This is a genomic window from Halobacillus litoralis (assembly GCF_009856445.1).
Taxonomy (GTDB): Bacteria; Bacillota; Bacilli; order Bacillales; family Halobacillaceae; genus Halobacillus; species Halobacillus litoralis.
This window is the reverse complement of sequence record NZ_WMFA01000003.1, coordinates 1-23,436: the sequence shown is the minus strand read 5'-3', so window position 1 is coordinate 23,436 and position 23,436 is coordinate 1. Positions and strand designations below refer to the sequence as shown.

The following is a 23,436-nucleotide window of genomic DNA, read 5'->3' as shown; positions in this document are numbered from 1 at the left end:
CTCCTTTAAATTAAATTCGTGCGGTCAATCCATTCTTCTGTTCTCCGAATTCCTTCCTTTAAAGAAATCGAAGGCTCCCATCCCAGGAGACGTTTGGCTTTATCATAGTCACAAAGCAGTTTAGGAATCTCACTTTGGGGATGGATATGTTCGACATGCAGGATATGATCAGGGCTCTTTGCAATCAACTCGGCAAGATCATTAATCGCAATATCCTCCCCTAACCCCGCATTGACAATTTCTCCATTCACTTCATCCCTGTAGCCTGCCTGCACCACAAACCGTGCGCAGTCTTCCACGTAAAGCAGATCACGGGTCTGCTTTCCATCTCCATAGATTTGCAAAGGGAGTCCGTTCAACTTATTTTTAATAAAGATGGCCACGACACCACCTTCTCCTCCTGTTTTTTGATAGGGGCCATACGTATTGAATGGCCGGATCACCGTTACTGGAAGCCCATACGCATAATAATAGGACAGAACCATATTCTCAGCGGCGATCTTCGCCCCTGCATAAGGGGATGCCGGTTTAATTGGATCTGTTTCTGATATCCCATCTTCATCTTCTGCCCGGTCATAGACCATACATGTGCTCATGAACACCATTTTGACCTTATGCTTCCGGCACTGCTCCAGTAAATAAAACGTCCCGATTGTGTCATTGTTGAACGTTGTTTCTGGATCATCAATGCTATCCTGGACATTGATGCTTGCTGCCAGGTGATAACACAAATCAATACCTGGATAAAAAAGACTCTCGACGGTGTTCCTGTCTTTGATATCCCCATGAATGAATGCCTTGAAATTTTTATGCACGAGTAGGTCCTCAATGTTTTCTATTCTTCCGTTCGACAGGTCGTCGAGCACCCATACATTGTGCTGTTCATCCAATAATCTTTTAACGACCCAGCGTCCGATAAAGCCGGCTCCACCTGTCACTAGAATATTCACGGACACACCCCTCCCTTATATTCCCATTCATATTTTTCTATGCTTGGCCTTATGCTTGCTTTCGATCAAACCCATCTCTTTAATAGATTCATCAATCGTTCCCCTGATGACCGTTTTGCTGCGTAAGCATAAGCAACAAAATCTTTCACTTTCTGCTCCGCATACGACTTCATCTTATCTGCACGAATGTATTCAGAGAATATCCCCGCTAATTTTCCTGGATCCTTCTGAGCGAGATCCCCCATTTTTGTGTAATAACCTGAATAACCCCCAAAGGGACGATCCAGTATAAAGACTGTTTTGCCCGCAAGCATGGCTTCGAGAGCGACCGTTGAAAAATAGGTGACAACGACGTCGGCCATAGCAATGAGGTCGTACAGTTCATATCCGACTGAGCTGTGAACGTAGGAATGGTTTTTGATCAGAGGATGATTGGAGCGATTAGGAAAATCTTTGAGGATGATGTTGAGCTTTTGTTTAACGGTCAGTTTTTTCAGAAACTGATCCCATTCTTTGTATTTTTTCTGACTGCGGACGATTAACAGAACATTTTTTCTGGAGGGGTGTAACCTGAGTTTCTTCATCATCGAAGCCCGGCTTACTTTCGGGACTCTCGTAATTTCATCAAACCTTGGGTGCCCCACCTCCATGATTTCCTCTGCTGCCACTCCCCTCGCCCGGAACCACTCCGTTTCAAAAGGACCGTAAACGGCATCAATGTCTGCAATCTTCGGAATAAAGCCCGATTCCCCTGATATGATGCCATGCTGCATAGAAACCGTCGGTATTCCATACTTGGATGCTACGATGACCAATGTTCTTGATTCAGGATAATGAGTAGAAGGGACCACGATGGCGGATACATGCACACGCTTAAACAATTGCATGGATTCATTGATTCGATCCATAATTTTCACGATCTGAAGCATCCATCGGGTTTGAAAGGTTTTGTGAGTGTACATGGGGTGACCAGGATGAGAGGCTATGATTTCTCTTGCTTTTCTTTTCACTTTTTTCACAGCAGTTGAGATATCCACTTGATAGTCCGTAAAGCATTTGTACTTAAATCCACTGGCACGTGGAAATGATTCTTTCTTCTTCTTCATTCCTTTTTCTTCAAAAATCAGCGTTTTGGATGGAGGAAAATGATTTTTCAGCGTCTTCTCCGGAAAACGAAGGAGGTCATAGACATCGTGAAGAACAATCATCCCGCCTTTTCTTACGCGCTGCTTTTTTCTTACAGACGCTCTAAATGTATTAAATTTCTGCTGAACCGCTGCCGTTGTCTGGATCTTATTCTTTATGGTCCTGGTAAACTCAGGGGATTGTAAATCTCTCATCAATCTCTTATTCCCAATAATCAAACTCCGGTAATGACTCAAATAAGCAATAGGATAACCTTGATAGATCAGTTCTTGGAAGTCATCCAGGAAATCAAGGTACAGTCCCCAATAATTCTTAGAGTACGTATCCAATCTCTCCCTCCTCTCTTTTCTTTAAATTAATCCCTGGCTTTTAAGAAGTTCATATAATTGAACAGCACTGATCGGGGGCTGCCCGGAAGAACTGTACATTCCCGGAGCGGCTTTCCTGGCGTTTTTATAAGGAACATCTTTTTTGAAGGAATAAGGAATTACGTACATGTCATCCAGTTCCCATGCGGTCAATGACTCTTCGTGCGTCATTAATTCTTCGTACATTTTTTCCCCTGGGCGCAGCCCTATTTCTTCCACTTTGATTTGTTCAGGGTCTTTGCCCAGCTGAGTACAGGTTTCTTTAATGACCAATGAAGCCAGGTCATTAAGTGCAACCACCGGCATTTTCAAAACAAAAATCTCTCCGCCGCGCGCTTCCTCAAGCGCTTTTATCGTTAAGGAGGTTGCTTGTTCCAAAGTCATCATGAATCTCGTCATCGTACGGTCGGTTACCGTAATTTTCCCCTGATTGAGAATCTGTTTCTTGAACAGGGGGATGACTGACCCGCGCGAGCCCATGACATTTCCAAAGCGAACACTCGCAAAAACCGTCTGCCCCCGCCCTTTGCTGTATTCGGCAGCAGTGATCAGACGCTCAGCGGTAAGTTTGGTCGCACCATAGGCATTTGTCGGAGAAATGGCTTTATCCGTACTGGTGAACACCACCTTTTTCACTCCTTGCGCAAGTGCTGCCCTGACCACATTGTTCGTTCCATGAACATTTGTCAGCACCGCTTCATAAGGGTTGTATTCACACGATGGCACATGCTTCATAGCCGCCAGGTGAAACACATAGTCGATGCCCTGCATCGCAGTATGGACACGATCGTAATCCCTGACATCTCCGATTAAATAGCGGAGGTCTTCTCTTTTTCCCCATTCATTCTGCAATTCATGCTGCTTATGTTCGTCTCTGCTGAAAACACGGATGACATCCGGTGACTGCCCAAGAATCGTCTTGACGATTCCGCGGCCTATTGTTCCTGTACCTCCTATGACTAATACCTTCTTACCTTTAAAGAACACTTGCTTCCTTCTCCCTCTTCACGTAATCTAGTACCTTCACCCAGGGAAGGCAGTCTATTTCATCGTTGCTGATTACTATATATATTCAAAAACTAGAATTCGGTGAAAATAATAGGTTTCAACCTATGAAAGATAAATACCAGGTGAATTCTTTTTCCTTTAAAGGCTCAGAGCATATAAAAAAAGCGTTGAACTTCCTACGCTATGAGGTGCGTAAATAAGCGATCAACGCTTTCAAGAGAAGGGTCGATTTTTGATGGGAGGGAATGTAAAACCGCTCACGAAGCTGAACTGACTGTTGTCCGGATCGGTCACTCCTTTTATTTAAAAAGGTTCGCACCTCCTCGACAAGAGGTTCGGCCGTTGAGTAGGTCAATACCGGAAGCTGGGTAAAATAATCTGTCAAGCACGGCTGTTTCAATTTCCATACAAAGTTTTCTCTTCCATATAACATAGATTCCAACACAACGGTAGACTCGTAACTGATGACCGCGTCTACATTGGGGAGCATATCATAGAGGTGCATCCGTCGGATCAGGTGGACTCTTTTATGCTTGGCATAGCCATTAAAAGCACGGACCCCTTTCTTAATCTTGACGATTAGTTCTACTTCAGGGGCAGTGACTAGTAATAGGTCCAAAATCTGATGGGTCATTTTTTTATCCGTATGATGATCAATGAGAAGAATTCTTTTCCGTGAGGGATGAATCCCTAATGTTTTATTGAATGACGAAGCTCGGAGATTGTTTCTGGTTACCATTTCATCAAAACGGGGATGCCCGAGGATCGGCAGAAAATCAGGATCTACCCCACGACTTTCGTAGAGAGTCTGTTCATATCTCCCGTAAACCCCTTGATAGTCAGTCACTTTCGGCAGATAACCAAAGGGGGAGATGACCGCTCCGTGCTGAAGACAGAGGGTAGGGATCCCTTTTTTCCTTGCCGCCAGGGCGAGTGCTCTCGTGTCTATACTGTTTGTTTCACCAAAAACAATGAGAGAGGTATCCACCTCCATAAGGAAACGCTCGGTTCCTTCTATAAAATACAGGATTTTTTCTATCTGCTTCTTTATAGCTAAAAGGAAATGTCGGTTTCCGAACAACGGGTGGTTTTTATGCTTTCCTGCTATTGAATGAAAACGCTTGATTTCCTTCCGGGCCTGCCCTTCTATATCCGCGGCATACTGACTTAATCCTTTTATGACAGCCCCATCGATCTGCTTCTTTTTCACATTGGTGATGTCCGGTTTAAGGATAAGTGATTCAGCTGGTGAGGACAGTTGTTTGTAACTAGAAGGAGGAATACCGAGCAATGGGTCATAGTAAACGACTTTCCCATGATTCACTTTAACTGCTTCTTTTATAGGAAGGAAGGCTTCAAATCGACCTTGAAGAACCTTTCCATCAGACCATGATTTTGCATAGGATGAATCTACAAGAGACTGTTCCAACCCCGCCATCCCATTGATCATGGTGGGAAAGTGTACACACAAGGAAAGAGGGAGGTTATGATATTTCCACTCACGAAAAGCGGTCAGGAAATCCAGGTACAGCCCCCAATAGTTTTTCTCATACGTATTCATGATGATCGCTCCGCTGTCAGTAGGAACAAGCGGTCGGATAAAGGAATAATCTGGACAACCAGGTTATTTTGTTCCACTTCATTCACCTTTTGGAAGAATGTTTGAATTTCTCCTTTTGATAGAGAAGGAAAAAGATAACGTATTTTTCGTCTCTTGTCTTTCTGATAGCGGTGCGGAATAGATGGAACCACGGCATGCAGGGGAAAATTAATGGTTCTCATTTGATCTAATATATTCTTATACGCATACTCTTCTTTTTCCAAGTTCCCATATGAGTCCATCAACAAGGAAGGTGTGTTTCTTTTTTTGACGGTTTTATCTTTCAATAGTAGAACAAGCGCTTCTAAATCTTTGATGGCTACACTAACGTCCCGTGGAAGGGGGACATCATAAAGAGGGGAAGTCACAGGTTCATAGGAATATACAGGGCGACCAAGAAGATACCCTTCAATACCAGTCGTACAACCATTATGAATCAATGCCTCAGCACCCATGATCCATGGAATGACTGCTCCTTCGTCTTTTACAAGGACATTTCCGTACCCTTTTAGATCTTCCTTATAGCTGTTTTTGCTCTCAGAAGGGTGGGGGCGTAAAATAATCTCCTTGTCCGGCAGCTCCTGGCTGATTCGTTTAATCAAACAAACAAAATGGCTGTAGAGGTCCCGGATGTATCGTGCCTGAGGCGTCAATCCATTCTCTTTCTTCCCTTTTATTGTGTTGTACAAAGAGAATCTGGTATTTACCATAATGTATGGTCCATACGTTTTCTTCAGCTGATCCGCTTCCTTTTGATACATTCTTCTGTACTTAGATGTAAGCAAGTCGAAGCGTGGGTTTCCAGTAATCAGGCACCGTCCCTTTAGTTCAGGATACTCCTCTTCGATCATTCTCTGCTGCCTCGCCCCCCAGCAGTACACATAGTCATGATAAGGCACCCACTTCCTGTTCATCCTCGTTTTTAAATAAATGGATTCATCTGTATAAATCAATCCTTCCTCATCCAGATTCACTATGACATGACCGGCTTGTTTTGCCCCTACTACCACACGCTTCATATAACCACTGGGATATCCTTTGCACAGAAAAATACCGGTGGGATAGATACGGGCCGCTTCTTCTACTTTGCTGTGCTCTCCGAGGATGACACTGTCCCCTCTCAGTAGAGCATGATAGGCAAGGAGGAGCTTTCCGTGCAGCTCCCTCGCCTTTACTTCAACAGGTAAATAGAGCATAGAACTCCTCCTTATCTCGCTGTATGCCGTTCTTTTGTTTTTTCATAAACAAAATTCCGCTTCCTTTACTCACTATTGAAACGTTTACCATCAGAAGCCAACAAAAGGCGTGATGAAGGAGAACCATCACGCCTTTCCCTGTCCTTTCGTCATCTCTGCAATCAGTTCGATCAATCTCTGGCCGGAACTCTTCACATTAGGATAAGCGTAGGCAAGGAACTTCTTCCTCTTCGAAGACTCCTTAGCACGAAACTTCTCACTGACAAAATAGCGATTCACCAGATTCGCAAGTCCTACGGGTTCTTTCTGGACCATCTGTCCAAGCCGGTCATAATAGCCCGAATACGTGGGTGCAGGGATAGATAACAGAAATACAGGTTTACCGGCAATCATCGCCTCTAGTCCTACCGTAGAAAGGTAAGCGACAACCACATCCACATGTGGGAGAAGCGTGTACAGATGATATCCCTTTGATGAAACAGCAAAGTCATAGTTTTCCGTCAAGGGATGAGGGGTTTGAGCAGGAAAATCCTTGATGATGACATTGTATTGATCATGCCCATCCCATTCATCCAATAACTTTCTCCAATGCTTTATATAGGCATTACCGCGGACAATTAAGAGAATGTTTTTCTTCTTGGGATCAAGGCCCAGTTTTTTTGTCAGCGTCTCTTTTGTTATTGTCGCCTCTTTGTTGATCAAATCAAAGCGAGGGTGACCGATTACTTTCACTCCATCATCGGCTACCCCTATACTTTTGAACCAGTCGACTTCGAAATGCCCATAAACCGCGTCCACATCCGCTATTTTGGGCATGTAGCCATTCTCACTTCCCACAATTCCGTGCTGCATGCAGATGGTTGGGATATTATGTCTCGCCGCTACGATTGCTAGTGTACGACTTTGATAATAATGAGTGGAAGAAAAAACGATACAGGAAATGGGTAATTTCTTAATCATGTTCGTCGACTCAATAATACGATGAGCAATACGTTCCACTTGTGCGTTGAATGCTTCTTTGAAGGTGGGATGCCCGAATAAAGGGTGTTTTTTGTGTTTCTCAATAATCCCGGCCACCTGCTTTTGAATCAACTCTACATGATGGTCGATGGATTCATCGTAATCTATTAAAAAATAGGCCGGCAGCCCCTCCGCAGTGATCGGTCTGGGTGAGGTTGTTTTCCCTCGAATGTCCCGAATAACAAAACTGTGTTCCGGTTTGAAATGCTTCTTTGTAATCTCAATTGGAAAGCGAAGAAGGTTCGCTGCATTGTATAAAGCCACTTTGCCGTTCGCTTTCCTTTTCACTTTGTTATTGGTATGCATCTTCTTAAATTCAGTAAACCGTTGTTGAAATAGCTTTTTGTCTTGGACCGTTTGGTAGAGCTGCTGACTAAATGATTCCGAGGAAAGGTTCTGCTTCAATTCGTGATGGTTTGTAAAGAGACTTCGGAAATGACACAAATAAGGAATGGAGATACCTTTATACTTGACCTCACTAAAAGCTTCTAAAAAATCTACATAAAGAGACCAAAAATTCCTCTCGAATGTATTCATCATTTCACCCTCTTATTTTGTAATCGAGTTCACTAAAGCTTTTAGTTTCGCGCTGCTGGTTCCTGATTTGTGTGGATAATGAGTAGCAAGAAACTGCTGCCTCTTTTTCAACCAGGTTTTATTCCTAGGGGCGTTCATAACAGCAATCATGTGATCGACAAGCTTCTGCGGATCATCATGGATATATTCACTCAGGTCTCTGTAATAATTTGTCGAACTCGCGTGCAGGCTTTTCAACCTCCATATATAAACAGGTTTATTCGCAAGCATAGCTTCAAGCACAATCGTAGATTCATAGCTCACCACAGCATCCACATTATTCAAGAGATCATACAGGTGCATGTCATCGGCAAATTTAACCTGGGGAAATTTCTTCTGCAAGGCCAATGTCTGGGATGTTTTCCCCTGTTTTCCATTCCTTTGTTTGATGATGATATTGACAACGCCTTTCCGTTCCAGTTCTTCAAGCATCGCTTGTGGAAAAGCTGTTTCAATATGATGAATTACCATCAATACGGATTTCTTAGTACTATCTAACTTGAAATGACTGGCAAATGCTTTTGGGTCGAGCGTCTTTCTTTTGACTAGTTCATCAAACCTCGGGTGTCCGATGGACTTTAATGACTGATCCGGCACCCCCTTACTGGTGTACCATTGAATATCTTCAGGTCCATACACCGCCTGGTAGGTAGAAACTTTTGGAAGGTAACCAAATTCAAGCATCACAACCCCATGCTGGAGACAAACACTTGGTATTCCATTTAAGGCAGCTGTTAAAGTCAAAATCCTTGTATCACTGCTGTTCGTTGTTCCTGTCACAAGGCAGGAGACTTTATTCTCTTCAAAAAAACCTTTCGCTGCAGCTATTTGTTTCATCATATTGGGGATCTGCTTAACAAACTCCGTTTGAAATCCCTTATTTTTATAAATAGGATGATCTTTCGCTTTCTTAAAATAAGTCCATGCCCGCCTTTGATAGGCCTGAATCGTTTTAGATTGAACTTTGTGATACCTTTCAAGACTGTCGACAGGAATTTCCTTTTGTGACTTTGCTCCATGAACATTCGACTTCCTCTTAAGAATGAGGGATTCAGCTGGTGAGAAATTCGACCTCATAAGTAGATCAGGAAAGCGCAGGACATTATCATAAAAAACAACTTTCCCTTCCCTTTTGCTTTCCTTTTTCTTAAAAGCAGAGAAATGAGCATCAAACAATGCCTGGATTTGGTTAGCGCTGGTTATTTTTGCGTTCAACTTTGTGGTTTTATTTTCTAGCTTACTCAAAATATCCTTCTTCCCGTTTACAAGAACATAATAAGGACAAACGAGGGAAAGTGGTATCCCTAGGTAAGCAAAATGTTTAAAATCCTGAATAAAATCCAGACAGGAGGCCCAATAATTACGTTCGAAATGGTTCATCGTATCCTGACCCCTCCTTCCATCCCATAAATAAGAATGGTTATTAGCTAACATCTATACTGAATCATCTTATGTAGATGTGTTCGGAAAAATTAACCAAAGTAAAAAGCCAGGGTGCAACCCTGCACCCTGGCTTCCGTTATTCCTATTCTTTTTCTATTTCTTTCGTACTCCTCACTGTGTCGATCGGACGTACATAATTCTCAATTTCTGTTCTTTTCGGTTCAAGTTTAGGTGGAAGGGATAATTTCTCTCCAAGAGTTTCATACGGCTCATCTTCCATGAATCCCGGTCCGTCCGTGGCCCATTCAAAGAGAATTTGCGGAGCAACTTTAGCGTATAAAGAACCAAAATAATGACGATTGACGAATCCTGAGTTCCTCAAACCGAACTTCGATAAACGTTCAATCCAAGCCTCCAGTGCCTTTTTATCTTCTACACGAAAAGCAGCATGGTGAACGGTGCCATATCCTTGACGCGCCGGCGGAAGAATCGTGTTGTATTCCACAATTACTGAAGCACCGTTTCCACCTTCTCCCACTTCGAACAGGGTGAACGCGCCTTCTTCATCCGCTTCCCTGAAATTCATGACTTTCTCAAGCATTTCCTTGAAGTATTCCTGATTGTCGACTCTCACGTATATGGGTCCAAGACCGGTAATGGCGTATTCTAATGGAACGGGACCTTTCTGCCATGGTGTACCTGGGGCTACTCCATCATCGTTTTCGTCGGATACCAGCTCATAAGCTTGATCATCAAAATCGATAAAAGGAAGAACCTTCTTGCCGAACCGTTCCTGAATTCCTTTGTGTTTCACTTCCAAACGATCAAACCTCTTCACCCAGTAATCCAAGGCCTCATCACTCGGAACACGGAAAGAAGTTTTCGCAATTTCATTCGTTCCATGGGAGCCTTTCGGAATGCCTGGAAAATCAAAGAAGGTCATATCCGTACCTGGATGCCCTTCATCATCTGCAAAAAATAGGTGGTACGTTTCAATATCATCCTGATTGACTGTCTTTTTCACAAGACGCATGCCAAGGGTATAGGTGAAAAATTCATAATTTTTCTCTGCACTGCTTGTTATGGCGGTGACATGGTGAATGCCTTTCAACTCATTCATTCGATCCCCTCCCAATTTATTTATGACTGCAACATAATTATCTCAGTTTCAAGATAAATATATATCATGAACCTTGCATTGTCAATTTATTAAGTTCATACAAGAGGCCTCCTGCTCATACCTTCTGTATATGGAGGCTCCATTTATTATTTTTCATGTTGACAGCTGTTAAATACTGGTGTAAGTTTAAAACCAACCTTTTCCATCGGTTTAATAAGTTAATGTCTAGAAGGAGGTAATGAAATCATGGAAACATTTCTTGTAATCGTCAACATCGCTCTTATTTTTGCGCTTATTCTTGTCCTCATCCGTATGCAGCAAAAACACATTTCTTTCAGTAAACGTGTCTTTGCAGGGCTTGGGCTTGGAGTACTCTTAGGTGTGTACTTACAATTCGTATTTGGAACCGATTCCAGTATCACAGCACAGACAACTGATTGGTACAACATCGCAGGACGTGGGTACGTACGCTTACTTATGATGATTGTCATTCCGTTAATTATGGTGTCCATCATCCAATCCATTATCAATCTCGAAAAAACATCACAGTTGGGAAAAATCTCCCTATGGATCATCGGTGTACTCGTAGGAACTACAGCGATTGCAGCACTTGTGGGCATCGGGAGCTCCTTTTTGTTCGATTTGAATGCAGGTGAAATTGAAGCCGGTCAAGCAGAAGAAAGCCGGGGGCTATATTTAGAAGAACGCCTGACAGAAGTTCAGGATATGTCCACACCACAAAAAATTCTTGAATTTATTCCAGCCAATCCATTTCTTGATATGACGGGAGATCGCGCAACATCCACTATTGCCGTGGTCATCTTCTCCGCTATTATCGGTATCGCTGTTCTCGGGGTACGCCGCAAACAGCCGGAACAAGCTAAATTGTTCGTCAAAATCGTCAACTCTTTTTACGCAGTAGTCATGCGTATTGTCACACTTGTCCTACGCCTCACTCCCATCGGTATTTTAGGACTGATGGCTACCACCGTAGCTCAGACGGATGTGGGAGGAATTCTGGAGTTAGGGAAATTCGTGCTTGCTTCCTATGTCGCATTAGGGGTGATGTTCATCATCCACCTTGTATTGATTGGGATCTTCGGGTTAAACCCATTCACATATTTACGAAAAGTGCTGCCTGTTCTTAGTTTTGCTTTCACATCAAGATCCAGTGCAGGAACGATTCCATTGAATATATCCGCTCAGAAAAACAGCCTCGGTGTCGAAGAAGGGGTCGCAAACATGTCTGCCTCTTTTGGTGCAACCATTGGTCAAAATGGCTGCGCAGGCATCTACCCAGCCATGCTCGCTGTCATGATTGCTCCTTCTGTGGGAATTGATCCGTTGAGCCCTGGATTCCTGGTTCAGCTTGTGTTGATTGTGGCCATCAGTTCATTTGGTGTGGCTGGTGTCGGAGGCGGAGCAACATTCGCCGCACTAATCGTCCTTTCATCCATGAACCTTCCCGTCGCTTTGGCCGGATTGCTCATTTCCGTTGAGCCTCTGATTGATATGGGCCGTACCGCATTGAATGTCAATGGGGCGATGACTTCAGGAACCTTGACTTCACGTGTCTTGAAGACTTTGAACCTTGAGCGCTTTAACGATAAAAAAGCGGTTGAGAAAGATATTGCTGTGTAAGCTTGAAAAAGGTGACCTTATATAAGGTCACCTTTTTATATTCAGCTTCTAAACTTTCCTATCCCATCAAAAACCATGCATTTATAGCAGAGTTAATCGGGAAGCATTTGGAGTAGAGGTTCCATTTTGTTCACCCATAATCGATCAATGGTTTTCAGCGTTCTCTTGGTAACAGGATAACCAGATAAAATTTCTTCCTTCACCATCTGAAGAGGGTCAAAGTCAGGAAAGGATGTTTTCATCGTTTGATACATCGGGTCATGGATATGAATCATCCTCGGCTTATCCTTCAAGTAATGCGCCGGTACCACAGAGTCTCCAAGTCCACGAAACGTTTGCAAATGGCCATACCCTCTTCCATCTTCTCCTAAAAGGAGACTGGGCTTCCGATTACGAAGGAACCAAATATGTCCATGCAGCCGGAACCCTACGTGAAGGTCGCAATCTTTGTAATAGGAAAGGTGGTTGGCATCCCCCGAAAGATCCACCAGAGGGATATCGTTATGTTTCCATAAAGCTCTTCTTTTTTTACTCCATCTGCTATGCAAGGTAATTGAAACATGACAGGAAAACTCCTGCTTGATTTTTTTCGCTAATTCATAGGCATAGACAAAATGGGGTGGATTATGCGGCATAGAAACAGCTACTTTTTTGATTTCATCAGGAAGTTCCGGTTTAGCAAATAACTGATTAATATCAAATAGTGCACAATCTCCTACCGTCCCGTAAGTTTTCACCCCATTATTCATAAGAAGTTGATCTGTCGGGTGATCTCTTGTAGATAGAACGTTTTGTTGAAGAGGTCCGTCTGCATAGCCAAAAGTCCGGACAAGCTGATCTTTCTCCACGTCATCCAATTGAAGCAGTCGGCTCTGTCCCTTTGTACCTGGATATACCGTCCAGCCCGATCCAAATACAAAGACCGGAATAGATCTTTTCACTGCCTCCTTGAAATACCGGTTACGATATTTCGGCGCCACTCCGGTACCCTCTATTCGGGGGGCAAATCCTGCAAAAATCACCGCCTTATATTTATCGAAGTCCTCCACCTGATCCACATCTTCCTCCGCCAATCGACGGGTATCAATCAATGGATTTCCTTTCACATTACGAATTAATTGAATAAGGCTCTGTGTAATGAAGGCATCGCCCGAATTTCCAGAACCATTCGCAGGGAATGTAGAAAGTACTAGATAGGTCATGAGATCTCCCTCCTTCCTGACCGTACCCTGTCTCTTCATTACTATTTTGATATAGGCGGAGCTATTCATGTAAAAGGCTTCGGTGATTCTAAAAAAAGCCTTCTCTATAAAAGATCACAAAAAAGGACCCGCCCTACAGGGAGAGTCCTTTTTTCATCTATTGTGCACTACTCACATCATCCATACCGTTCTGATTCCCAATCTGCCATGTTCCTAAACGGCGGGGATCTCCACCGCCGTACATTTGGAGGACATCTCCGTTCGTGCGTATTCCCAGTCCCTGAATACCACCATAGAAAACAGGAGAGTCATGTTCAATGACAGAGTAGCCTTTCAAATCCCTTAATCGGGCGATGGGCTGCTGCTCAATCAGGTTTTCAACATGGACGACGTTATCTTCCGTGTAAAAACGGCTGCGGCTGATTGCTTGCTGCAACGTCAGCTGCTCGCCAGTGTCTTCACTCCGCCCATATTCGTATTGGATCAATGTTTGGATCAGCATGGCCGGGATCCTTTTCCCGCCAGGAGAACCGATGCCGAGGACTGCTTTTCCGTCTCTTGCGAAGATCATCGGTGAGACGAACGAACGCGGGCGCTTGCCTGGTTCATAAGCGTTCATCGAATCTTCGGCAGTATCAAAGTTGTTCATTTGATGATTTAAGAAGAACCCATCCACGTACAATCCTGAACCGAAAAATTTCCCGAGTGAGTTCGTCGCGGACACCATCATCCCGTTCTTATCAACAACCACAAAATGTGTTGTATTGCGGTGATCCGCTTTCTCACCTGGTGCGGTGTACAAGTCCGCAGAGCTTGTCAGTGCCTCACCACCGACAGAAAATTCCTCTTCAAACAACTGATTTGTATATTCTGTTGAGGTCAATTTCTCCTGCTCGACTTCCTCAAACTCAGGGTCGCCAAGGGTGTAGACCCTGTCGGTGTAGACTTTGTCGACGATCTTATTCACAAGGTGGATATAGATATCTTCATATTGTTGATCATTGACAATCTGTTCCATATTCTCAGGAAGGTTGCCATCAAGGAACGCTGGCCATCCGCCACCAGGCAGGGCATATTCCTCTTCCAGCACTTTATCCAGGTTCGCTTCCAACTGTTCCAGCATCTTCAATGCCTGGATCACAATGATCCCAGATGTCGGAGAGGAGCCCGCATACAAGGTCTGGCCCTTGAACTCACCTTTTGGCGCAGGGCGCTTACCGACTTCATAAGCTCCAAGATCTCCCGGTTGGAAACCGATCTGGCTTGTTAATGAGTCAGCAATCTCCCCTTCATAAAAAGATTCTGCCCCTTGCTGCTGCAGTGTTTTCAATGTTTCCGCAAGTTCTGCCTGTACAAGAGTATCATTGATCTGTAACGGCCGGTCTTCAGGGTAAAACATGTTGTAAATGGCCGGATCTTCATTCCCTGATTGAATGAAACGTCTGGAGTTCTGAAGCTGCTCATTAAAGATCCGCCCGACTTTGATGCCTTCTTCACTGTGAGTAACGGCATCTTCCAGCAACTCATTCCACTCCATTTTGTCTCCGTAATCTTCGTAAACCTCGCCCATCCCTTTCACAAAGCCAGGCACAGCAATTCCACGTTGTGGGCGCGCACCGCTAACAGGAGCCGCTTCCCGATAATCATATGTGATGGCGCCTTCGTCCGGTTCGTGGACAATCATCTGTCCACCTCCGCCGATACCGGAGCCATAGGGTTCCACGACATTCAGAACAAAAGAGACAGCGATCGCTGCTTCAGCAGCATTCCCTCCCTCATTGAGCACTTTCATGCCCGCTTCTACCGCGAGTGGGTGCACAGCACTGACGCCGTACACAAAGGCTTCTTCCTCTGAAGAAGTATCCACTTCAACCGTCTCCTCACGCCCCTGAACTTCATAAGGCTCACGGAACTGGTCAAATTCTTCTTCAAAATATACATTCCATCCAACTAAGCCGACGAAAATAATGCCGGCAAGTATATAGGTCACTTTCAAATCATTCAAACCTGCGGACCTCCTATCCTTCAATGACGCCGGCTTTTTTCAAATCGATGACAAGTCTGCCGTCTTCCATCCGCCATAGTTGATCGTCCAGTTCTTTTCTAAGCGTCCGGAAAATACGATAATCACGGAACGGCTTCAATATTCCATCTGTTTCCCTTGGTCTCGTATCGGATATTTGCATAGGTATGAAAGAAAGTTCTGCTCCTCCACCCTGTAAAAAGTCAAGTTGAGCAAGGGTCGAGTCTTTCGTTCGCGACCATCCCTGGTCGAAGACGAAATTCCCAAGACTGTTCATGACGATCGACGTCTTATCTTCACTCTGTGGATCATCCGGGTCTCTCTCGATATGTACACGAGTGATGGGTTCAAGCACGTGAGAGTGGTGGCCGATAATGACGTCCGCTCCCATATCGGTCATCAAATACGCAAGTGTTTCCTGTGTATCATTTGAACCGACCTGGTACTCGTCTCCCCAGTGGGTATGAACCATAACGATATCTGCCTGCTCTTTCGCTTCACGGATTCTACTTTGCAGCACACCAAGCCCAGCATTCGTCAAAACCCCGCCGACATACTCACTGGCACTATAACCCTGAACAAACACATCCGTGAAGCCTAGAATCGCGATATTTCTTCCGTTCGCATCGAAATAATGAATTTCACCGGCATCGGTCAATGTTTCCTCTTCCTCAAACATTCCTTCAGCAGGATCTAATGCACGACCAATTCCCAGGAGGTCAAGGTCGAGGTCTTCCATATGTTTAAGTGTTTCTTCTAATGAAAGATTCCCATAGTCCATCATATGGTTGTTTGCCAGATTGACAGAGTCGAAACCAGCATCCACCAGCGCCTCTTCGGCTCCTTTATCTGCATACAAATGGATATCCTTATTACGCAGTTCAAAATCTTCCATGACGGCTTCAACTTCAGGATTCTCAGCGTCAATGACCGGGTTTTCAAAATTCCCTGTGACATAATCAGACTCTTTAAAGTATGGAGTCACATAATCAAACACACGTCCAATCGGTTCGCCACTCCTGACAGCGGCATCACGAACGTGACGACCGAGCATCATGTCCCCGACCATCGAAATTCTGAAATCGACATCATCCGGGCGTGTCTCTTGTGGCATGTCCGGTTTATCGATCCATTGGTGACCGAAGAAAGGAACCGCCAATAGAGCTGCGAGCACCATGGAATGGAAAGGTGCTTTCTTTTTATGCTTCTTCGTCCATACTTTCATCTTATATTTAAGGTCTTTTTCTTCCATTGAAAAATCTCCTCTAAACCAAATGGTACGCCGTAATCAATACAAACGTTGCGAACGCAATCAGGAAAGTAGCACTAAAGGTAGGCAGCACTCCCTGCTTCTGTATTGAGTTTGCGATCAATCCAGGGACAATGACTCCAATTCCCCTTAATTCCATGACAGGAAATGGGGTGAGGGGATATAAATAATCCATCGACATCTTCATCAAAACCCCGACGGTCAACATCGCAGCAAATTTACGACGGCCGTAAAGAACCGTAAACCTTGATAGAACTTGAGAAACGAGTAAGTATGTAACCAGGCTGATCAATCCAACAGCTAATACGTACATCACTTGATCGAATATCAACGCTATGTAGCCCGGGACAACCAGACCCGCGGGCACGATTCCTGTTTTTTCTGCATACAACAAGCTTAATAAAACACCTATGACAATCGCGATATATAAATCAGTACCGAACACGTGAACTCCAACTCCCTACCGTTATTTGTTCGTCTGCAAAACCTTACGAGTAAATGATCGGCTTCCTTCCGATTCTTCCATGATCTCCCATCCCGTTTCTTCTCGGGAAGAAGGGCGGAATTCAAGCTCTTCGACAGCCGCTGCCACCTTCTCACCAGCTCCGACGATGTTACCGATTCCGTAGATGACACTATCATCCGGAAGTTCTTTCAATTGATCGACAATAACTTCCGTCGATGCTTTTTCCAGGTTTATAAGATTAAGAGGCCTGATTTTGCCTTCTTCATAGGCTTTCGTAATCGGCCACACACTTTCTCCCATGACAATCAACCGCTCCATTTCAATATGGGGCAGGACATTTTCAGCGAAATCAATCGTCCGCTCTACTCTGTCACTCCGGCAGCTCATGACGATTGTACGCTCCTGGTCGGGGTAATCCAACTGCTGGATTCTTTCCCAGATGTTCAACGTTGATGTCGTGTCATTCGCAGCGAAACCGTTAAAGAAGTATTTAGGCGCTTCTTCCTTACCGAAACGATGGACACGCATCGCTCCTGGATCGACAGGTGCCTGCAGCATTCCCTCAAGCGCAACTTCACGATCGATATCCAAAATTTCCGCAACAGCCATCGCAAGGGCTGCGTTTTGAGGAAAAATCATGAATGGGAACTTCTGCAAGTATGCTTCGTCTATCCAGCTTTCATCCGCAACGACGACTTTCGAATTCTTCTGGCGTGCGATTTTCTCAAAATACTTCTGATAGGGGGTTTCCGGTATGATGACGTAACCGTTCTCCGGAATGGTCGAGCCGAAAGCTTCCGCTATATCATCAAGCGTCGGACCCATTACATCCATATGGTCTTCAATGACATTGGCGATGATTGTAATGTTCGCCTTAACCAGCCGCTCCTGGAAGACCTGCTGATATTCCGGATTCACAGCCATACATTCACTGACAAAAGCATCTGCACGTCGTTTCACCACTTGCTCCGTGATCCTCATTTGTTCATTAATGTTCGGACCTTGCAGACCACGGACAATCGGTTCTTCCTCATCCTTATCCCAATAAAACATCCGTGCTGACGTCCCTGTCGTTTTTCCAACTACTTTCTGCCCATCCTGTTTAAGAATGCCCATAACAAGACGGGTGACCGTTGACTTCCCACGAATTCCATTGACGAGGATCCTGGTGGGGATTTTTTTCAGACGACGATCAAGCTTATATTTTTCCCAAAGACCTATAACGAGCACAACAACAAAGAAGATCATCAGGTACGCTAACTCATCCACTCACATTTCACATCCTTATCTAGTTCCAAAGATACCATGAACTCATCTTCTCTAAAACTAACAGATTATTACAACAAACGCCACCACTCGGCATAAGTCCTAGTATATTACCATACCCTAATGGTAGATTTTTAATTGGAATTTTCAAAATACTTTTGTAAAGATATTTTTTAAACCAAGACTCCCCCTATCCATTCCCAGAAGAACAATAGGTGCTAATACAGTTTTTCTATTACAGCCATTAATACCCAATAAATCATAAACCCTTATTCTTAACGCCTCCTCTTTTTTGGCATGAAAGTTGCTTGATAAATATTGAATAGAAAATTTGAAAGGAGCATGAACGATGCACAATCGAAAATGGCTGTTCATAGTATTCGTCACGGTTATGACTTTTTCGTCTTTCGTCCCTTCCGTCTCAGCAGGAAAAAGTGAAAAAGAGGAAATTAAAGGGAACTTGGTCATTGTAGTAGGTGCTCTTGGCTCAAGCAACAGTGACGTGTATAAGGAATTTATCAACCTTGCTGGAGGAGAAGAAAACGCACGCATCGGTATCGTCCCAGCCGCTTCAGGCTCCTTGAAATCCTCCCAACAGTTCAAAGAAGATATGGTCACTTACGGAGTGAGCCCATCAGATGTGGAAATTCTTGAATTATCGAACCACGACTTTAAAGACACAGAAGCAAATGAACGAAAATGGAAAAGCAACGCTCAAAAGAATAAAGTGTCCGATCAAATCAAGGATCTTACAGGCCTTTGGTTTGTCGGAGGAGATCAATTAAAAATCACCGACACTCTTCTCAAGTCGAACGGAAAGAAAACCAAAGCCCTTGAAGCGATTTGGGAGATCTACAAGGATGGAGCCGTTCTTGGCGGGACAAGCGCAGGAGCTGCCATCATGAGTGATGTCATGATCACAGGGGGAGACAGCCTTGGTGGATTCAATCAATCCTTCATTTACGAAGATGTTTCAAATCCTTCCGAGGAGTCTGTCCCTGTTTACATTGAGCAAGGTCTCGGGTTCTTTCAATGGGGAATTGTGGATCAACATTTCAGCGAACGATCAAGGCTCGGCAGGTTAGCCGCCACTGCGTTGAAGTATGAAAACCAGGGGAACTACGCCTATGGAATTGATGAAGACACCGCAATGGTAGTATCTAACAAAGAAAAAACCATTGAAGTGATTGGTAGAAGTACCCTCACAGTTGTTGATGTTTCCCAAGCTACTGTGGAAGGTGATTCCATAAATGGATTGGACTTAAGCTACCTCGCAGCAGGAGATCACGTCAACGTAGAGGATAAAAGCTTTCACATAGATGAAGCACGCAGCCTCGAAACGACAGGCAATGAGTATTTCAATTTTGAACCTCTACCGGCTACTGGTGTTCTGACTTCCTATGGTACACTGCCGAATTATCTTTCCTACTCTCTTGTAGATAACGCAGCCGCTGATAAAGTAGAAAGTTACCTCTATGACAATTCAGGGGAAGGGTTTAAACTTACTTTTAAACAGACAGCGGATACGAAAGGGTACTGGGGATATGAAGATGGTCAAAAAGATTCCTATTCGATCACTCATGTCACGATGGATGCGATCCCTGTGAATGTACAGTTTAAAGACGAGGCAGACCTTTTCGAAGCGTTTCAGCCCTCCTCGTTCACCGCGCCGGACTCTTCCTTCAAGGCTGATACTAAAGGGTCGTTGGTTATGGCAGGTGGTGCTTTAGGAAGCTCAAACGAAGAAGTTTACGAAGCGTTCATCTCAAGGGCAGGTGAGGATGGGAAATATGGAATCATTCCTGCTGCAAGTTCAAGTCTCAAAAGTTCCCACCAATTCAGGGAAGACTTAATTTCCTATGGAGTCCATCCGGATAAAATAGAGATCCTTCCTCTATCGAATCATGACTTTAAGAACACAAAAGAAGATGAAAGTCATTGGTTAAAGAACCGGAATGATGAGGAATTGGCAGACCAAGTAAAAAGCTATGACGCGATATGGTTTGTCGGTGGCGATCAGACCGATATTACCGCCTCCCTGCTGAATGATGATGGATCCCAATCTAAAGTCCTAGAAAGCTTATGGACCATTTACGAGGAAGGAGCCGTATTAGGAGGGACCAGTGCAGGAGCAGCCATTATGAGCGACGTTATGCTTGCGGGTGGTGGAAGCTTTGATACATTAAGCAAAGGATTTACAAAAACCTATGACAGCATGTCCCAGCAGGAAGGCGGCCCTGCTTATCTTGAAAAAGGACTGGGGTTCTTCCCTTACGGAATCATCGACCAGCATTTTGATAATAAAGCACGACTAGGTCGTCTGATTGCGACAGACGCTGCTCATGGGGAAACAGATGAATATTCCTATGGCATTGATGAGGATACCGCTCTAATTCTGGACAACAAAGAAAATGCTTTAAGTGTAGTCGGGCGTGCAGGGGTTTCTGTCATCGATATCAATGATCAAGAAGAAAACGACGGGTGGAAAGGTTACGAAGGGATCCGTCTATCCTGGCTTACTTCCGGCGATCAACTGAACCTTAACACGAACGAATTCTCGATCAGTGACCATAAAGTATCAACTAAAGACTACGAGTATTTCGATTATGAAGCGGCTCCACACTCAGGTGTGCTGACTCCTCATGCAAACTTGAACAACTATCTATCCTATGCTCTATTGGACAACGTTCGCGAAACACAGGTGAAAAGCTACAGTTTTCATAAAGGGAAAGGTTTCGAATTGACCTTCAGAGAAGAAGAAGACACAGAGGGATTCTGGGGATACAAGGATGGCAGCAAGGATGACTATTCTTACTTGCATGTCTATTTGGATATTCAACCAGTAGAAGTGAACATCCAAGACCGTTAAGAAAAAGACACCATTCTTTTCGAGGCCATAAAGGTTATAAACCAATAACAAAAGGTTCTTCCCGGGGAAGGGAAGAACCTTTTGTTTTATTGCAAATCACTGAAAACATCTTTCACTTTCGGTACAACATAGTGGCTGCCGCCTTCAGCCTCTTCAATCATCATGGACACCATAAGGTCCCTGTTCTCAGTATCCCAGGCGATGAACCATCCATTCTCCTGTCCATCCTCCTCCTGGGATTTTTTCAATTCTGCCGTTCCCGTTTTCCCCGCAAGATTCAACCCTTTTTCGACGGGCTTATAAGCGGTCCCTGCTGGGTCATCGACCACAGCTTTCAAGTCATTCTTTACGATTGAAGCTGTCTCTTCACTCATCACTTTCTCATGCCATACCTGCCCTACTTCTTCAGAAGAGACCAACCTTGGTTTCATGAGGTCTCCTCCTGTCACGAAGGGGGTATAAGTGAGTGCTAAGTGAAGGCTGCTCATTTGAATCTCCCCTTGTCCAAAACCCGTGTCCCCGAGTAACGCGTCCCGTTCAAATGCATCTCCGTTCAGCAACTGGGAACTTTCTATCGGGAAAGTCAACGGAAGGTCCTCCCCAAAGCCGAACTCACGAGTTTCCTGGAGGAAGGTTTCTCCACCAATTTCGAGGATTTTGCGGGCAAAATAGATATTGTCGGAACGAACGAGTGCGTCTCTAAGATTCACTTGTTCATCTTCAGCCGCTCCTGCCACCCTTGTCACCGTGTATCCGTTCTGCTCATAGGTCGTTCCCTTAATCGAGAGCTCTTCTTCTGGTGTAATGACTCCTTGTTCAAGGCCGATGGCTGCTGTGATCGGCTTGAATGTGGATCCAGGTGAATAGGTGCGGTTGAATTTGTTCAAGGTCGACTTTTCGTTACGTCCGAGGACAATCGCATTCGGATCATAAGCAGGGGCGCTGACTAGAGCAAGGACATCACCTGTCATTGGATTGATGGCAGAAGCAGCTCCTGACTCTCCCGACAATTGTCTATGTAGGGATTTCTGCACTTCCGACGATATGGTCAGGTTGAAATCTTTTCCATCCTTTGCCTCTGTTTCAGCTAAGACTTCTTTCGTTTCTCCCTCGTCTGTCTGAATAACGACTTTTCCACCTTCCTCCCCTCTCAATTGCTCTTCAAGAACACTTTCAAGTCCGGTTTTTCCAAGTTGATCAGCCGCTGTATAACCTTCACTTTCCAACTCTTCAAGTTCCTCCGCTTGAATCGGACCTACATATCCAATTAAATGAGCGGCTGCCTCTCCTAATGGGTAGCTTCTTGCTTCTTGATCCGGTTGGAATTTCACTCCCCGGGGCAGTTCATCATCCTTAAGTGCCTTGATCGTCTCTTCATCATTTTCAGCGACAGCTCCCACAGGTACGAACGTATCTGCTGCAACCCAGGATTGATTCAACTGTTGATCAATATGCTCTATGGTTGTATCCAAAATTTCAGCGACCGCTTTTTTTAGTTTTTCTGTTTCTTCTTCCGTGTTTTCTTCCATCCAGCCGGGTACGATACCGACATTAAGGACACCTCCGTTGACAGCCAGCGGACTCCCATTTGCATCAAACATTTCACCACGCTTAGGATCCAGGGTCCAGGCTCTTACCTCGTCTCCTTCTTCCATTTGAGGAAAAATCATAGAAGAGTTCCACTGCACTGCCCAGCGAGCATCGTCATTCTCCTCCTCTTCTTCATAGACGAGGGTTGTCATGTTGGAAAACTCAATGGCCCCTCCTAACGAATCCAACGTACCTTTAAATTCAAAGGAAGGCGTATCTTCGGTTTCATACTCTTGTTCTTCTTCTGGAAGTTCGTATGTAAATGAGAGGTTCGCCATATCAATTCCTTCATAAATTGTTGTATAACGATCAACAAATTCCTCTTTATTCAAAAGCTGCTTTGAATTCTCACTGAGATCCTCATACATTTTTTCATATTCACCATTCTCCCAACTCTCCATATAGGATTGAAAAGCATCTTCCGGCCTTGGTTGATCCGAGCAACCCGCCAGTAATAAAATTATTCCAATTCCGACAAACATGAATCGCCACCACTTCATATTTACCTCCCCCTTTACATAAATAGACAAAAATAACCTATTTTCATCATAGTACACTCGGGGATAAATGAACAGAAAGCCACCTTTTCTATAAAAAAACCCCCTTCATAAAAAATAGAGTGACCTAATAAAATGAGACTTAATAAAACACCTTCAAAGTTGTAATACTACTTACACTTGGAGGTGTTTTTCTTATGGGTAAAAAAGTTCATTATCCTGAAGAAGTTAAGAAGAAAGTTGTT

General features: G+C 44.3%; 16 protein-coding genes. 2 read left to right on the top strand and 14 right to left on the bottom strand.

Annotation, left to right across the window (positions count from 1 at the left end; genetic code table 11):
- Positions 1-5: 5 nt before the first annotated feature.
- The 8 genes from GLW00_RS10595 to GLW00_RS10560 form a co-directional block, all read right to left on the bottom strand.
- Entirely contained in the window at positions 6-950 is a 945-nt protein-coding gene (locus GLW00_RS10595) for a dTDP-glucose 4,6-dehydratase (protein ID WP_160913860.1), read from the bottom strand.
- 65 nt (positions 951-1,015) lie between these two features.
- Positions 1,016-2,425 (bottom strand): CDP-glycerol glycerophosphotransferase family protein, encoded by a 1,410-nt coding sequence (locus GLW00_RS10590; protein WP_160913858.1) that lies wholly within the window; start codon positions 2,423-2,425, stop codon positions 1,016-1,018.
- Positions 2,426-2,446: 21 nt separating this feature from the next.
- Positions 2,447-3,451, bottom strand: coding sequence for an SDR family NAD(P)-dependent oxidoreductase (locus GLW00_RS10585; protein WP_160913857.1), 1,005 nt, complete (start codon positions 3,449-3,451; stop codon positions 2,447-2,449).
- Between the two features lie 202 nt (positions 3,452-3,653).
- Positions 3,654-5,033, bottom strand: a complete 1,380-nt coding sequence (locus GLW00_RS10580) for a hypothetical protein (protein WP_160913855.1) — start codon at positions 5,031-5,033, stop codon at positions 3,654-3,656.
- Positions 5,030-6,268, bottom strand: a complete 1,239-nt coding sequence (locus GLW00_RS10575) for a surface carbohydrate biosynthesis protein (RefSeq protein ID WP_160913853.1) — start codon at positions 6,266-6,268, stop codon at positions 5,030-5,032. Before GLW00_RS10575 ends, GLW00_RS10580 begins: the two co-directional genes overlap by 4 nt.
- A 126-nt stretch (positions 6,269-6,394) precedes the next feature.
- A complete protein-coding gene (locus GLW00_RS10570; protein WP_160913851.1) occupies positions 6,395-7,825 on the bottom strand; it encodes a capsular polysaccharide export protein, LipB/KpsS family in 1,431 nt (476 codons plus the stop codon).
- 12 nt (positions 7,826-7,837) lie between these two features.
- A complete protein-coding gene (locus tag GLW00_RS10565; RefSeq protein ID WP_160913849.1) occupies positions 7,838-9,244 on the bottom strand; it encodes a hypothetical protein in 1,407 nt (468 codons plus the stop codon).
- Between the two features lie 145 nt (positions 9,245-9,389).
- Positions 9,390-10,367 (bottom strand): ring-cleaving dioxygenase, encoded by a 978-nt coding sequence (locus GLW00_RS10560; protein ID WP_160913847.1) that lies wholly within the window; start codon positions 10,365-10,367, stop codon positions 9,390-9,392.
- 246 nt (positions 10,368-10,613) lie between these two features.
- Here GLW00_RS10560 and GLW00_RS10555 point away from each other — a divergent pair, with 246 nt between their 5' ends.
- On the top strand, positions 10,614-12,008 hold the full coding sequence (locus GLW00_RS10555) for an L-cystine transporter (RefSeq protein WP_160913845.1): 1,395 nt from the start codon (positions 10,614-10,616) through the stop codon (positions 12,006-12,008).
- Positions 12,009-12,100: 92 nt separating this feature from the next.
- Here GLW00_RS10555 and GLW00_RS10550 read toward each other — a convergent pair whose 3' ends face one another.
- The 5 genes from GLW00_RS10550 to pgsB form a co-directional block, all read right to left on the bottom strand.
- Complete coding sequence (locus GLW00_RS10550; RefSeq protein WP_160913843.1) at positions 12,101-13,210, bottom strand: polysaccharide pyruvyl transferase family protein; 1,110 nt, start codon at positions 13,208-13,210, stop codon at positions 12,101-12,103.
- Between the two features lie 157 nt (positions 13,211-13,367).
- Positions 13,368-15,215 carry a gamma-glutamyltransferase family protein gene (locus tag GLW00_RS10545; RefSeq protein ID WP_160913841.1) on the bottom strand — a complete coding sequence of 616 codons (1,848 nt, stop codon included), beginning with the start codon at positions 15,213-15,215 and terminating at the stop codon, positions 13,368-13,370.
- 13 nt (positions 15,216-15,228) lie between these two features.
- Positions 15,229-16,485: a CapA family protein gene (locus GLW00_RS10540; protein ID WP_160913840.1), complete on the bottom strand. Its 1,257-nt coding sequence runs from the start codon at positions 16,483-16,485 to the stop codon at positions 15,229-15,231.
- A gap of 13 nt (positions 16,486-16,498) precedes the next feature.
- Positions 16,499-16,948: a poly-gamma-glutamate biosynthesis protein PgsC gene (pgsC, locus tag GLW00_RS10535; protein WP_160913838.1), complete on the bottom strand. Its 450-nt coding sequence runs from the start codon at positions 16,946-16,948 to the stop codon at positions 16,499-16,501.
- Positions 16,949-16,969: 21 nt separating this feature from the next.
- Positions 16,970-18,217 (bottom strand): poly-gamma-glutamate synthase PgsB, encoded by a 1,248-nt coding sequence (pgsB, locus tag GLW00_RS10530; RefSeq protein ID WP_202412472.1) that lies wholly within the window; start codon positions 18,215-18,217, stop codon positions 16,970-16,972.
- A 367-nt stretch (positions 18,218-18,584) separates the two neighbouring features.
- On the opposite strand from pgsB, the gene GLW00_RS10525 reads away from it, so the two are divergent.
- Entirely contained in the window at positions 18,585-21,104 is a 2,520-nt protein-coding gene (locus GLW00_RS10525) for a cyanophycinase (RefSeq protein WP_160913834.1), read from the top strand.
- Between the two features lie 86 nt (positions 21,105-21,190).
- Here the strand turns inward: GLW00_RS10525 and GLW00_RS10520 are convergent, their stop codons facing one another.
- Positions 21,191-23,194, bottom strand: a complete 2,004-nt coding sequence (locus GLW00_RS10520; protein WP_160913832.1) for a penicillin-binding transpeptidase domain-containing protein — start codon at positions 23,192-23,194, stop codon at positions 21,191-21,193.
- Positions 23,195-23,436: the final 242 nt, after the last annotated feature.